We start from the raw sequence: 13,939 nt of genomic DNA, 5'->3' as shown, positions 1-13,939 counted from the left end.
TTGTAAAGAAGAATTTCAATGATCCCAGTTCATTTTATTTCATTAAATTTAAGACATATGATTAGGCATTACATGTATTGGAAAAATATCTTGTTATTGGAGGACCATCATCAGAAGGTTTAGCTCAAAAAATTTCAAGGAAACTGAATTCAAAATTCTTGAAGACGGAATTAAAGAAATTTCCTGATGGTGAAAGTAAAATCACAGTAAAAGGAATGATAAAAGCTCAAAAAATTATAGTAGTTCAATCAACACACATTCCTGTAGATACGAATCTTGTACATGCCTTTTCATTAATCTATCAGGCAAGAAAAATGTCAACAGTGGTATATGCAGTAATTCCATATGTTGGATATGCAAAGCAAGACAAGGAATTTTTGAAAGGAGAAATCATCACAATATCTGTCATTGCAAAACTGTTCAAGGCTGCAGGGGCAACTAAACTAATTGTAGTGGATATTCATAGTGGTGAAGAGCTGAATTTTTTCAAAATTCAATCAAAAAATCTGTCTGCAGTACCATTACTTGCAAATTATTTTAAAAAGATAAACCTTCATCATCCACTAGTTGTATCTCCTGATCTTTTTTGGGAAAACAAAGCAAAGGAGTTTGCAAAAATTCTGAATTGCAACTCAATTGCATTAAACAAACAAAGGAATAGAAAGACAGGAGAATTAGTCATTAAATCATCTAAATTGATTAATGTGGATTTTCAAGACGTGGTTTTGTTAGATGACATGGTAAGCACGGGAGACAGCATTGTAAAGGCAATAAAATTTTTTAAAAAGAAAAACATTGGAAGAATTTATGTTGCATGCACTCATGCAGTGTTGGCAGGTAATGCTGAAAAAAATCTAAGAAATGCAGGGGTATACAAAATTGTCAGTACGAATGCTATTTCTGGAAAACATTCACTTGTTGATTTGTCAGGTATTATTTCCAAGGCAATTCAAGAATGGTAATTATCTATCCAAAATAAAAGATCTTCTTACAACTGGGGATTCTTTTACTCTATGGATCAACATTTCCATTTTGTCCCCTATTCCCATAGGCATTTTTTCATCAAGAATTTGTTCTGCTCTTGAGAGTTTCGGGGATTTTTCAGCGTAAACAGTAAAAAGAACATCATTTTTGGAAACTTTGTCTCCATTTTTCTTATTAAATATAATTCCAGAGCCTTTGTTTTTTGGAGCACCTGCAGCTCTTGCTATTTCGACCATAATGTTGTTATCCATCCATAAAACTTGTCCTTCATTGACAGAACGGTATTCAAATGTATTAGTACCGATAACAAAATCAAATGGTTTAATTTCTGATTGACCCCCTTGTTGAGATATTATTTCTCTGAGTTTTTTTTCTGCTTTTCCTGAAAGAAGAATATCTCTTGCTAATTCAAATCCATTCTTTTTTCCAGTTATTTCAAAAATTGAACCTGCAACATGACATGCTTTGTCAAACAAATCCGGAACTTGAGATGTCTTCATCAATACCTCAAGTGCTTCTCGTGCTTCAAGAGATGGACCTATGGTATTTCCAATTGGTTGCTCCCCATAAGTCAATACGCAATGACAGTATATTCCAAGTCGTTTTCCTAACTCAATAATGTCTTTTGCAAGTAGATCTGCCTCTCCAATTGTTTTTACTTTGGCGCCTCGCCCTGTTGGAATGTCAACTACCAAATGAGTTGCGCCAACTGCTTTCTTTTTACTCATAATCGAAGGTAATAGTAAAGGATCAATACACAATGAATATTCTGTTTTTACAAAAATATCATCAGCAGGTGCTAAATCTAGAGCGCCACCCCACACAATACAACCATTTGTTTTATGAACCACTTCTTTCATTTCTTCAATTCCTAAATCCACTGGCATCAATGTCTCTGCCCTATCAGCTGTTCCAGCAGCAGATGTGATTGCCCTAGAGGATGTTTTTGGTATAATCAGTCCAGAAGCTGCAATGATGGGAACTACAAGCAAAGTCGTTTTATCTCCAGGAACACCACCGATACTATGTTTGTCTACAATTTGAGGAGAATTAAGAACAAGTTGCTTTCCAGTCATCACCATTGATGAAGAAAGACTAGTGGCCTCATCAAGACTCAATCCTTGAATATGTAATGAAGTTACAAAAGCGGCAATTTCATTTTCATTGAGGTTCCCATTAACAACCCCATTTACGATTTCATGAATTTCTTTATCGGTGAGTTTTTTCCCATTTAGTTTGTTACGTATGAATTGTAAAGATTTTGGAAATGGTGAAATTTGTACATCAACAACTGAATCTTGTTCTAACTTTAAAATTTTTTGCACTTCCTCGCTAATTCCCAAATATCCTTTTTGTACAGTAACTGACGCAATGTTAACTATCACTGTTAACGATCTTCCAGAATTAATCTGCAGCCTTCCCGATGCAGATACACCTAGTTCATCAGCATCCAAAACATTAAGAAATACAATTGGTTTTCCACCAGATTCAATACCTAGATTCTTAATTATAAGATCCATATGATTATCTCATAGCCTCAAGTTTTTGTTTTTGAAACATCTCAGATTTCATTAATTTTTCTTCTCCACTTGTAATATTGTATCGCTTAAGCATAGAAGAATTTGCAATGACTGAAATTGAACTTAGAGCCATAGCAGCAGCTGCAAAGATTGGACTAAGTAGACCTAGAGCTGCAATTGGAATTCCGCCAGAGTTGTATGCAAATGCCCAGAAAAGATTTTGTTTGATTTTCTTCATGGTTGCTCTGCTCAATCGAATTGCACGAGAAACATCCATTAGATCATCTCTGATCAGAATTATTCCTCCTGTTTCCTTTGCAATGTCAGAACCACTACCAATTGCAATCCCTATATCAGCTTGTGCTAAAGCGGGGGCATCATTAATTCCATCACCCACCATTGCAACAAATTTTCCTTGTGCTTGTAGTTTCTTGATCTCTTTGGCTTTATCTGCGGGTAAAACATTTGCAATGATTTTCTCAATACCAACTTTTTTTGCTATTGCTTGTGCTGTTTTTTCATTGTCACCTGTAATCATAATTGACTCTATCCCAAGATCAGTAAGTGCAAAAATTGCCATTTGAGAGGTTTCCTTTAATGAATCTGCAACTGCAATGATGCCCTCTATTTTATCATCAATTATCACCATTATTGCTGTCTTTCCTTCTGACTCTAGTCTTTCCATGTTTTGTTCAGCAAGACGAACATCAATGCCAAACTGTTTCATCATTTTCCTGTTTCCAGTATAGATTTTTTTCCCATGAACCATAGCTTTCACCCCCAATCCGTTTAATGATTCAAATTCTTCAGGAGTAGTAAGAGGAATATTCATTTCTTTCATTTTATTCACAACAGCTTTAGCGATAGGATGTTCAGAACCCGATTCTACTGTTCCACCATATTCAATAATTTGTTTTTCACTTAGTTCATTCAAAGACACTATGTCTGTAACCTCTGGCTCTCCTTTTGTTATGGTGCCTGTTTTGTCAAATACGATTGTGTTGATTTTTTGTGAGCGTTCCAAGTATTCTGCGCCTCTGATTAGAATTCCTGATTCGGCACCCTTTCCAACTCCAACCATTAATGCAGCAGGCGTAGCTACCCCAAGTGCGCAAGGGCATGCAATAATCATAACTGCAACAAATGCAAGCAAGCCTGCAACAAAATCACCTATAACAAAATACCAAAGTAGAAATGTTATGACGGCTGCTCCTACCACAGAAGGAACAAATTTCGCAGCAATAGAATCAGCCATCCTTTGTACTTTAGCAGTAGAAGACTGTGCTTGCTCTACTACATGAACAATTTGAGATAATGCAGTATCTTTTCCTATTTTGGTTGCTTTGATATGAAGCAATCCTTGTTTGTTAACAGTAGCCCCAATAACTTGATCACCCGGCTTTTTTCCAACAGGGAGGCTTTCACCTGTAATCATTTTTTCATCTATAGAGGATTCACCTGTAATGATAATTCCATCAGTTGGAATTTTTTCACCAGGTTTTACGATCATCACATCATCCATCTTGATCTGATTAGAAGGAATTTCCATTTCTGAGCCCTCACGAATCACACATGCCATTGGTGGACTCAAGTCAAGTAATTTTCTTACAGCAGATGAACTTTTCTTTTTTATTGCCTCTTCCATGTATTTTCCCAAAAGAACAAAGGCAATAATTACAGCAGATACCTCAAAATAGACGAACTTTTCTTCGCCTGGAATTGCATCAGGAAAGAAAAGAACTATGGTACTGTAGATATATGCAGTGAGTGTTCCAATTGAAATTAGCAAGTCCATGTTTGCAGTTCTTCTAATAATTGCATGGTACCCTCCAACATAGAACGTCCACCCTCCAATGAATTGTACTGGAGTCACAATTATGAAAAGAAGCAAGCCATATGAGAGAAACGGTATTTCTGGAAAAGGAACCCATGTAACTGTGATTGCACCAGCTGCAACACCAAGATACAGAGCTCCACGAATTATTGCAAGGGCCAAAGCTCCTGAAGTAGCCACATAGATTCGCTTCTTCATTCGTGAAAGCTCTTTTTCAGGTTCTGTGAATGTTTTCTGGCAAACAGGACTACAAAAGTAGAATTTTCTACCACCAAATTCAGAAGATATTCCTGTTTTTTCATTTACAATCATGCCGCAAACAGGATCTTTTGCCATACTAATCTCCGATAATTTTAATGAGTACGATTTGTCTTAAAGACAAATGATGATTCTCATGCTTGATTTCATTTTTCAACAAAATCTATTCATCATATTTCAATATTGTATTTTACAATTGTAAATTAATTTAATGTCAAAGATGATAATCATGACATCATTAAATTAACCTCAGATAGAAATTTTAGTATGTTATTCCAGAATATTTTAGTATCTTGGGATGGTTCCAAGTACTCCAACCATGCGTTCAAGATTGCATTGGATATGGCAAAAAAATAAACATAAAATGAATAATTATAATTATGATACATTACGTGAATTTTCATCTTCATACATAGATTATGTCCTGAATCAAAACCAATTATTTATTAAATACAATATCATTTTATCGGATTCAGTTTCAAAAACTTTGTATGAAAATAACATTACATTAAGTAATTTTTTATCCAACAATTCACAATCAAAAATGAGGAAGACTTTTGATCAAGAGTTCCGGAAAGGAATAAAAAAAGATGATTTTGTGAATTCCTTTTCAAAAACCATTGACTCTTGGTTTACATTGTCAAAGTTTTTTGGAATTGGTGAGTTGTATCAAAAATATACTGAACAATTTTTTCTCCTTAACAAAATACTTGAACCCATACGGGACAATCTAAACAGAACAGACTCTGAATCAATAGAGATGAATGGACAGTATCATTTACTTCACTACAAATCTAAAAAGTCAAACAAGACCCCAATTCTTATTGTTTATTCATTGATAAACAGGCATTACATCCTTGATTTGCTACCTAAAATCAGTGTTGTGCAACATTTTATCAATAAAGGATTTGACGTATATGCAACAGATTGGGAAACACCCACTACTTTTGATAAAGATATGACTCTTGAAAAATACATTCATGAATATGTAGAAAACTCTGTTAAAAAAATTCAAGAAATTACAGGTTTTAAGAAAATAACGTTGTTTGGGTATTGTTGGGGAGGAATTCTTTCACTTATTTATACTACAATGCATCCAGAAACGGTAAAAAATCTCGTCTTACATGCAACACCGCTTGATTTGGAAAAGCCAGACACAGTAATTGAAAAATGGACAAAACAAATCAATCTAGATATTATGATAGAAAAATTAGGAAATGTTCCAGGACAACTTTTGAATTTTGCATTTATAATGAGAAATCCCTTGGAATCAGTTCTAAAATATCCAAACTATTTCAAAAAACCACGTTCTTTAGATGAGATTCAACAGTTTATGGCAATTGAAATGTGGTTGTATGATAGTAGACCGATTACAGGCAAAGTATACAAAGAGATTATCAAAAAAATCTACCAAAAAAATCAACTAATCCATAACAAGATGAAAGTGGGTGGAAAATTTGTTGATCTTAACAAACTAACTATGCCTGTTTTAAACATAGTTGGACAAAATGATGATTTGGTCCCATCAGATTCTAGCAAATATGTTATGTGTCACATTCCTAGTACAGATAAAGAACTAATAGAATATCCAACAGGACATGTAGGCTTATGCATTAGTAAAAAAGCACATGAAGAATTATGGCCGAGAGTTACCGAATGGATTACAAAAAGGTCATAACAAAATAATTTGAATCAGGAGAAGAATATTTTCAACATAAAGCATGAAAATCAATTGAAAAATATTCTGAGAAGAATTCTTATCAAGAAGAATGGTAAGGATTTTTGTATATTTCAATTGGAGAAAAATAAAGATGCATCTTCGAAACAAATGTCATTTCAATTAATTAAGTAGTCAATTCAGGCTTTAGACTCCATGCCACTCCCAACATAACAAATGGAATAGACATGATGCCGATAATTCCCAATATTGTATAAAAAGAAGATTCAGAAACAAGGGGATTGTTAATTATCCAAGGCAATGGCAGTGTAATAATAAACCAAATCAATGAAAGTAAAATGATCATTTTTGTTTTTTTGTTAAAGTGCAATTGTATGATTTACAATCATCATGTATTAATTTGATACACTTTACAGATGTAATCTAGTCTAGTTAAATATCTAAAAAAATTGTAAAATAACATCAAGATGGTAACTACATGTAAAGGAGTCTGTACAAAGTACAGAGCGACAGGATATGAAGGACGACACAGGTATGAAAACGGGCAAAAATTGTGCCCAGTATGCGAGATATTCCTCACATATCAGGGCATTCGATGTCCTTGCTGTAGTGTAAAATTACGAATTACGCCTAGAGGTAATAGAGCCAGAAAAGAAATACATGAAAAAAGAAACTGTGTTTGGCAGTAGACATAAAGCCTAAAGACGAATTATTGAAATTGTTCCACAATATTTTCAAAAACTGTACTTGAAATGCCTCCTTTGAGAACGTGTTCTTTTCCTTCAAAATTAACAATTTTGAAAATTGGAATTTTTTCTACTCCGATACTTTTTGCATAATCTATATTTGTTATTACATCTTTTTCATATTTTCCAGAGTCTAAACATCTCTCAAATGACGCCACATTCAGATTCAAATCCATTGCAAAATTCTTCAATTGAACCGATTTTGCCCATCCATCAATTTTTTGTTGTGAGGAAAACAATACTTCTTGATATTCTGAATATTTTCCCTGTTCATCCGCACAAAATGTTGCTTGTGATATCAAAATAGAATCATTTCCTACAGGTTCTGAATCTAAAAATATTATTTTTGCTTTTTTCGTTTCAATTAATTTTTTTGAAATATCTTCATAGGAATTTTCATACCATGTTTTACAGGATAAGCATTGATAGTCATTAAAAACGATAATTGTTACAGGTGCATCAGAGAAACCAATTACGGGCGAATTAAAAGAAGACAACGTATCAAAAGATGTGTTTGTTGAAACTTTATCAAGTTCGTTTCCAGATTGAACTGAAATAAAATGTTGAAATAAGAATGAGGATAGAAACATTGCAATCAAGATTCCAATAGGAATTACAATTAAAATTGTTTTTCTACTATTCTTCATGATAATTTTTCTTCTACTTCATGGATTGATGCATTGGTTGATTTGGCATTAGAACTTGCATTTCTTTCATGTGATTCTGCATCAATTCTGTCATCTGTGTGTTAAACTCACCATCAGGTAATTCTGAAGAAAGTAATTCTTGCATTTCAGATACATGTTTAGACATTATCTGAATCATTTTTTCTCTTGTTTCAGGATCTTGCATTATTTGCATCATCATGTCTTGATTCATCATACCTGAATTCATCATTCCTCCTGACATATTGCCCATCATCATTCCAGAATCCATCATACTCTGATTTGCCATACCTGAATTCATCATATTCATCATTTGTTGCATCGCCTCAGGATTTTCTGTCATATGACCTATCATCTGCAATCGTAAAGCAGAGTCTTCAATCATTGTATACATCATCCTCATAGCAAAATCATGATTCTCTCTCATTATAGTGGCCATTTCCTCTACATGTTGAGTATTTTCCATCCATGATCTCATGGCAGATGGATCTTGTGTCATAGTGTCCATCATTTGATTTCTGGTTTCAGGATCATTTAGTAATTGATTCATCATTTGTTGTTGAAATTGTGGATCTTGCATCATTGCTTGTTGGTTTTGGATTGGCATATTTCCAATATTCATGGTACCTGTAAAAATCCCAAATCCAATGACAAGCCCCACAAAAAAGACCCCAATAGCAATTCCTATCCATGCAGATTGGTTCACCATTTCTATATTTACTATCTATTTTTAGTTATTAAAAACAAGTACTTTACAAATGTAAAATTCTAAATTAATACACATAATCTACACTATAATATAAAATCAGAAATAACGATATTTCATTTTTAATCACATCGTTTTTCAAAAATAGTTAGAAGAATTATCAAATTCTGAATTTTGAAGGGGGAAATCCCATTAGGATTAAGATTTCATAAAAAATCCCCATAAAATATTTCTGCTCAATAACATGTGAAACGAACAGAGTCATTAAGCATGTATGACATGAATCTAAAAGATACTTAATGGATATAGTTTACAGTTGTAAAATCAAGCAGTAACAAAATATCAAAAATTGAATGTTACTTTACAAAAAAATACTAGAAAAAATTTACAGTGCAAATAATTTTTATTATCATTATCATTTGTTGATTAGATTTTTATTCAATCAAACTTGTTTCTGCTTGTGAAGTATCTGTTTGCAGTATTGTTTTTAGGACTTTTCATCACTCCCGCATTTGCCCAAGAAGTAAAAAACCCGTCACTGCTCATTGATACAATAGAGATTCCTGCAGATGAGTTCAACAGAGTCTTGCGAGATGCGCCAATAGTATCCCTTGATGACGTTCATGCCGTTAGCTGGCAGGTGACAATTGATAACAATCTGCTATATGCAAATCCAAACGGAAACGCAGTTCTCAGAATATATGATGAGGAGACTCACGATGAATTTGTCGAAGTTGGCATGGGACCTCAGCCTGACAACAAGTTTTGGGTTGCAGTCCAAACTCCAAAAGAAGGATACGTCGTAGTTCACAGTGCTCCGGACAGGGGCTGGTATCCGCAAGCCAAGTCCATCGTATCATTTACTGACAGGGCAGGACTTACCGTGAATAATGGGGCAAGAATTGTAGTTACCAATTTGGATATTGGCACGTTTGCAATTGATTCGTATTCAGTACATGGGATGGAGGGCTCCACTGATCCTCCGGCAGTTAACTCTGGGAGCATGACTATAGAAATTCTTTCAGGCGATCCTGCAAAGAATGTGTTTGCACTGTTTCCATTTTACATAGCAGCAGGTGTTGGAATAATAGTCGGAGTGTTGTTTCTAACTAAGAAGCGTTCTTAGTTTTGTAATATTTGCAATTGTAAAGTATCATCATTAAATACACAACTTCAACAAATTCAGTAATTGAGCTCTCCATCATCGAGTCATGCATATGGCATAGGAGTTATTGCAGTAATCATTGGCATGTCTGCATCTGTAGTTTTTTACACATCATTTTATCTTCCTGAATCTTTAGCAAAACCCTCTGTAGCTGAATATATCTTAAATCCTGAAGAAGAATTTACAATTGAAATTGTTCCCGGTGCGGTAATTGAAGGAAATGAAAACTATGTTCCAAACACATCCAATGTACTGTTGGGGATTAATAATAAAGTAATTTGGCAAAACAATGATGATGCTGCGCATACGGTAACTCCTGATCACAGAACAACGGATAGTTACAGTGGAGATTTTGGTTCTATTGGCGTCATAAAACCGGGGGATTCCTACGAGTTTCTGTTTACTGAGCCTCAAGAGGTACCTTATCACTGTGAACCTCACCCATGGATGAAAGGAAAAATCATTGTTGAGCTAAGTAGATTCTAAATCCCATTTTCATTTGTAAAGTACTGTGATTAAGTATAGCTGGTTTTTAAAATATTATGAATGTTGGAGAGGGTAAAATAAATTGAAACCTAAACATATCATCTATGCATCTAGCATAGGTCTTGTATTGGTGATACTTGTTTTATTTTATCAAATTCCTACAAATTCTGAAGACATTAATCTTGATATGAATAGAAAAATCGGTACTATTGACACCTCACTGGGTTCTCCAATCAGGGGGTCTTCAAATGCACCAATCACAATAATTGAGTTTGGAGACTATCAATGTCCAAACTGTAAAAAATGGTTTCTAAATACAAAACCTGATATTGTAACCAATTACATAGAGACCGGAAAAGCTAAACTAATTTTTGTAGATATTGCATTCCTAGGAAAAGATTCCATACCTGCATCAATTGCAAGTTATTGCGCAGAAGAGCAAGGAAAATATTGGGACTATCACGGATTCTTGTATTCAAATCAGTTATCAATTGATAATGGTTGGGCAAATTCAGACAGCCTAAAGGGATATGCATACAATCTAGGATTAAACATGGATATGTTTGTGAGTTGCCTAGATTCTGCAAAATACCAAAAACGTGTACAATTTAACACATCTGAGGCACAAAATAATGGAGTTACTGGCACCCCTACGTTTTTCATTGTAGGTCCAGATGGCTTCCAAGAGACAGTTGTTGGACCACAGCCATATTCAGTATTTGAAAAAATAATTGAATCCATGCTATGACGACATTAATGTGGGCCTATTATTTCAGAAACTATTATTTTACATTTGTAAAGTCTACTTGTTAAGTATAGAAATAGGATTATGATAACATGTCAACAATTGTACTAGCAAAAAAATCCATGGTGATTATTTCATTTGCTTTATTTTCATTAATTTTTCTTGGAATTGTATTTTCGTTTGGAACAAATTTTACAATTGACGGAAAAGAACACACAACATATCTTTCGTGGATTGTAATTGCATATGTAGCGGGATTGTCCATGATAGTTTTACCATGTACGTTACCACTTGTTTTCATTATTGTTCCATTGAGTATGGGTAAAGGTTACAAGAAAGGATTGTCCATGGCTTTACTTTTTGGTTTGGGATTAACCATAACTATTGCGTCTTATGGTATAGCAATAGCAGCTATCGGGCAAAGCGCATCATTAGATCAAGCATCCACCATCATGTTTTTGATTGCAGGAATTGCTGCTTTTATTTTTGGATTATCACAATTAAAAATTATATCTCTAAGACTACCATCATATTCAGGCACTCCTAAATTTATACAAAAGCGAGGTGAATACACAAAATCATTTTTCATGGGTTTGCTGTTAGGGAATGCAGGAGTTGGATGTCCTAATCCTTTATTTTACTGGCTTCTCATTTACATTGCTGGTACTGGTAGTATCGAAGTAGGTGCTTCATTAGGAGTAGTTCATGGGGTTGGAAGAGCAATTCCATTGATTTTGATGTCAGTACTTGCAGTGATTGGAATTAACGCAACAAAAAGTCTTACAGTTAAACGAGAATCAATTGAGAGAGCATCTGGTTGGATGCTGATAGTTATAGGTGCATTTTTGATCATTAATGGACTTCCGGAGGGTCATGAATGGTACGAGGAAACATTCATCCATCAAGGGTGGAATACTTTGATTGAAATTACTCCAATTCCAGCGGAATTTGAGATGGATGAGCACGAACATGGCCATAATGATGTACAGATTTTTAAGAATTTTTTCACAGTTTTGTTAGCAATACTAATAGCAAGTCCAATTTTTGTACTTTCGGTTCGTAGACTAAGGGAGGCAAATAGATGAAAGATCCAGTATGTGGAATGGAAGTTGGTGACAAGGGAGAAAAATTATCCTACAAAGGAAAAGAATACCATTTTTGCTGTGCTAGTTGCAGATGGGCATTTGAGAGCAATCCAGGACAATTTGAAAATGAATCATAAGATTGAAATTTTGACAACACCATCTTGTGGAAATTGCAAAGTTGTAGAACAAATGTTAGATGAGATGAACATGCTCTATGACATAATTGATGTCACAGAAAAACCAGAATACTTGGAAAAATATCCCATCTTCACAGCACCAGGAGTTGTTATTGATGATAAATTAGAATTTACTGGAATTCCAAAAAAACAAGAATTATTGGAAAAATTATCATAGACTATTGGCAAACTTTATTGTCATAACTTGTAACACAAAATGTTTCATCTAGTTTTCCTTCTCCAGCAAATAGATCAATATATTTTCCTTTAATGGAGTCATACCAACCCAGATAATTGCCAGATAGTATTTTGCCCCAGTCCTTTATCTTTATGGCATCGGTAAAATCTTGTCTAAATTCTCGTGGTTCTTCATCAATGTTGATTCCAATAAATTTCCCGGCACAATCTTTCTCTACAGGCACAAAATATCCTGCAACATACCAGCCGTCACTACAAGATGAATATTATTCAGTGTTTTGATTTTGCGTTAGACAGTAAAAAATTTGTTTTAACACAATAGGTTTTATGCAAAATAAGATCCACAACATCATTTTTCTCCAGATAAGTTAGCATAGTGGCAATTCTTCATCAGGAATTTTCTCATCAGTCCAAAAACCATGTACTGTAAAAACTCATTCAGGAATTTTGACAGTTTCAGCACTAGCTGGATTAAAAATTAAAATTAAAAACAAGAAAAAATAAAACCGAATACTTGAATATTGTCATTTTATTATTGTGGTCTTTCTTCAAGAGTCAAAATGATATTAATTATTTTTCCATCACGTAGTATTTCCAGATTTAATTCATCTCCCACAATTTTATTGCGCTGCAGATGAGTTAAAATGTCATCAATTTTTCTTACCTCGTTTCCATCGACTGATAAAATGATGTCTCCCCCTACTGTATATTCAATATCATCTGCAACTGCTGTTTGAGAGGATCCTACTAGTCCTGCCTTGTCAGCCGGACTATCTTTTACTACTGTCATGATCAAGACACCTTTTGCATCTTCAAGTTTCAATAATTCTGCAATATCAGGAGTAATATTTACACTAGATATTCCAACCCATGGGTGTTGATAACTTCCTTCTTTGATCAGTATTGGTACAATTTTTAAAACAACGTTAGACGGAATTGAAAACCCAACACCTGAGAAACTACCATCATTAGAATAAATCGCAGTGTTTATGCCTACTACCTCCCCTTTCATGTTAAGTAGAGGACCTCCTGAGTTTCCAGGATTAATGGCAGTGTCTGTTTGAATTACATCTGGAATTGAAAACCCAACACCTGTTGGAAGTAATCTTTCTAGTTGACTCACAATACCCGAAGTCATAGAACCTGATAACCCAAATGGATTTCCAATTGCAGCTATTTTTTCTCCCACCCTAAGACTTGAGGAATCTCCTATAGGTAAAGGATAAAGTTTTTCAGGACTCACATCTAATTTGATTACTGCGATATCCGCATAGGGATCAGTGCCAACAATTTGTGCACGATATGAAGTTCCATCTATAAACGTGACAGAAATTTTCTTTGAGTTTTCAACAACATGGTTATTTGTGATTATGTGACCTTTTTTGTCAAATACAAATCCTGAACCAACACTGTTAGAATCACCAATCTCTGATGCTTTTGTAACAGTAATACTTACTACTCCAAATTCAGAACGATCAAAAAGTTCAGTTAATGAATAAATTTTTTCTGATGATTGAAAGTCATTTCTTGTTTGTAGATTCTCAGAGGAGTAAGAGTTGTCTTGTGCTAATACAGGGGGCAGTATGACCAGCGAAGCCAACGATAGCAAAACAACACTAAAAACTACTCCTCCAAGCAAAACCTTTGATCTATTTGAATAAAACAATCTAATACACATAGATTGTAAATTATG

Annotated in this window: 15 protein-coding genes; 8 read left to right on the top strand and 7 right to left on the bottom strand. The window is 34.3% G+C overall.

Features of this window, described 5'->3' with window-relative positions:
* Positions 1-77 precede the first annotated feature (77 nt).
* Positions 78-962: a ribose-phosphate diphosphokinase gene (locus tag C5F50_RS03435; RefSeq protein WP_179372298.1), complete on the top strand. Its 885-nt coding sequence runs from the start codon at positions 78-80 to the stop codon at positions 960-962.
* Here C5F50_RS03435 and C5F50_RS03430 read toward each other — a convergent pair whose 3' ends face one another.
* Together C5F50_RS03430 and C5F50_RS03425 are read right to left on the bottom strand one after the other, a co-directional pair.
* Entirely contained in the window at positions 963-2,504 is a 1,542-nt protein-coding gene (locus C5F50_RS03430) for an AMP phosphorylase (RefSeq protein WP_179372297.1), read from the bottom strand.
* A 4-nt stretch (positions 2,505-2,508) separates the two neighbouring features.
* Entirely contained in the window at positions 2,509-4,674 is a 2,166-nt protein-coding gene (locus C5F50_RS03425; RefSeq protein ID WP_179372296.1) for a heavy metal translocating P-type ATPase, read from the bottom strand.
* Positions 4,675-5,140: 466 nt separating this feature from the next.
* Here C5F50_RS03425 and C5F50_RS03420 point away from each other — a divergent pair, with 466 nt between their 5' ends.
* Positions 5,141-6,274 carry an alpha/beta fold hydrolase gene (locus C5F50_RS03420; RefSeq protein ID WP_179372295.1) on the top strand — a complete coding sequence of 378 codons (1,134 nt, stop codon included), beginning with the start codon at positions 5,141-5,143 and terminating at the stop codon, positions 6,272-6,274.
* Between the two features lie 166 nt (positions 6,275-6,440).
* Here C5F50_RS03420 and C5F50_RS03415 read toward each other — a convergent pair whose 3' ends face one another.
* The 3 genes from C5F50_RS03415 to C5F50_RS03405 all read right to left on the bottom strand — a co-directional run bounded on the left by C5F50_RS03415 (position 6,441) and on the right by C5F50_RS03405 (position 8,394).
* On the bottom strand, positions 6,441-6,620 hold the full coding sequence (locus C5F50_RS03415) for a hypothetical protein (protein ID WP_179372892.1): 180 nt from the start codon (positions 6,618-6,620) through the stop codon (positions 6,441-6,443).
* Positions 6,621-6,983: 363 nt separating this feature from the next.
* Entirely contained in the window at positions 6,984-7,667 is a 684-nt protein-coding gene (locus C5F50_RS03410) for a DsbA family protein (protein WP_179372294.1), read from the bottom strand.
* Between the two features lie 13 nt (positions 7,668-7,680).
* Positions 7,681-8,394, bottom strand: coding sequence for a hypothetical protein (locus tag C5F50_RS03405; protein WP_179372293.1), 714 nt, complete (start codon positions 8,392-8,394; stop codon positions 7,681-7,683).
* A gap of 457 nt (positions 8,395-8,851) precedes the next feature.
* On the opposite strand from C5F50_RS03405, the gene C5F50_RS03400 reads away from it, so the two are divergent.
* The 6 genes from C5F50_RS03400 (at position 8,852) to C5F50_RS03375 (ending at position 12,226) form a co-directional block, all read left to right on the top strand.
* On the top strand, positions 8,852-9,517 hold the full coding sequence (locus C5F50_RS03400) for a hypothetical protein (protein WP_179372292.1): 666 nt from the start codon (positions 8,852-8,854) through the stop codon (positions 9,515-9,517).
* Between the two features lie 63 nt (positions 9,518-9,580).
* Entirely contained in the window at positions 9,581-10,042 is a 462-nt protein-coding gene (locus C5F50_RS03395) for a cupredoxin domain-containing protein (RefSeq protein WP_179372291.1), read from the top strand.
* A gap of 82 nt (positions 10,043-10,124) precedes the next feature.
* A complete protein-coding gene (locus C5F50_RS03390; RefSeq protein ID WP_179372290.1) occupies positions 10,125-10,790 on the top strand; it encodes a DsbA family protein in 666 nt (221 codons plus the stop codon).
* Positions 10,791-10,879: 89 nt separating this feature from the next.
* A complete protein-coding gene (locus C5F50_RS03385) occupies positions 10,880-11,872 on the top strand; it encodes a cytochrome c biogenesis CcdA family protein (RefSeq protein ID WP_179372289.1) in 993 nt (330 codons plus the stop codon).
* Complete coding sequence (locus C5F50_RS03380; RefSeq protein ID WP_179372288.1) at positions 11,869-12,009, top strand: YHS domain-containing protein; 141 nt, start codon at positions 11,869-11,871, stop codon at positions 12,007-12,009. Before C5F50_RS03385 ends, C5F50_RS03380 begins: the two co-directional genes overlap by 4 nt.
* Positions 11,999-12,226: a thioredoxin family protein gene (locus C5F50_RS03375; protein ID WP_179372287.1), complete on the top strand. Its 228-nt coding sequence runs from the start codon at positions 11,999-12,001 to the stop codon at positions 12,224-12,226. The genes C5F50_RS03380 and C5F50_RS03375 overlap by 11 nt, the downstream gene beginning before the upstream one ends.
* Position 12,227: 1 nt before the next feature.
* Here the strand turns inward: C5F50_RS03375 and C5F50_RS03370 are convergent, their stop codons facing one another.
* Positions 12,228-12,470: a hypothetical protein gene (locus C5F50_RS03370; protein ID WP_179372286.1), complete on the bottom strand. Its 243-nt coding sequence runs from the start codon at positions 12,468-12,470 to the stop codon at positions 12,228-12,230.
* Positions 12,471-12,778: 308 nt separating this feature from the next.
* Positions 12,779-13,912 carry a S1C family serine protease gene (locus C5F50_RS03365; RefSeq protein WP_246282123.1) on the bottom strand — a complete coding sequence of 378 codons (1,134 nt, stop codon included), beginning with the start codon at positions 13,910-13,912 and terminating at the stop codon, positions 12,779-12,781.
* Positions 13,913-13,939: the final 27 nt, after the last annotated feature.

This window comes from Nitrosopumilus ureiphilus, assembly GCF_013407185.1.
In the GTDB taxonomy this organism is placed as follows: domain Archaea; phylum Thermoproteota; class Nitrososphaeria; order Nitrososphaerales; family Nitrosopumilaceae; genus Nitrosopumilus; species Nitrosopumilus ureiphilus.
The sequence above is the reverse complement of the archived record's forward strand: the minus strand, read 5'-3'. Positions and strand labels throughout refer to the sequence as shown.

Bases quoted from the DNA above. Each gene is read 5' to 3' on its own strand.
- C5F50_RS03430 (WP_179372297.1), bottom strand. From the start codon at position 2,504: ATGGATCTTATAATTAAGAATCTAGGTATTGAATCTGGTGGAAAACCA.
- C5F50_RS03425 (WP_179372296.1), bottom strand. From the start codon at position 4,674: ATGGCAAAAGATCCTGTTTGCGGCATGATTGTAAATGAAAAAACAGGA.
- C5F50_RS03420 (WP_179372295.1), top strand. From the start codon at position 5,141: ATGAGGAAGACTTTTGATCAAGAGTTCCGGAAAGGAATAAAAAAAGAT.
- C5F50_RS03415 (WP_179372892.1), bottom strand. From the start codon at position 6,620: ATGATCATTTTACTTTCATTGATTTGGTTTATTATTACACTGCCATTG.
- C5F50_RS03410 (WP_179372294.1), bottom strand. From the start codon at position 7,667: ATGAAGAATAGTAGAAAAACAATTTTAATTGTAATTCCTATTGGAATC.
- C5F50_RS03405 (WP_179372293.1), bottom strand. From the start codon at position 8,394: ATGGTGAACCAATCTGCATGGATAGGAATTGCTATTGGGGTCTTTTTT.
- C5F50_RS03385 (WP_179372289.1), top strand. From the start codon at position 10,880: ATGTCAACAATTGTACTAGCAAAAAAATCCATGGTGATTATTTCATTT.
- C5F50_RS03380 (WP_179372288.1), top strand. From the start codon at position 11,869: ATGAAAGATCCAGTATGTGGAATGGAAGTTGGTGACAAGGGAGAAAAA.
- C5F50_RS03375 (WP_179372287.1), top strand. From the start codon at position 11,999: ATGAATCATAAGATTGAAATTTTGACAACACCATCTTGTGGAAATTGC.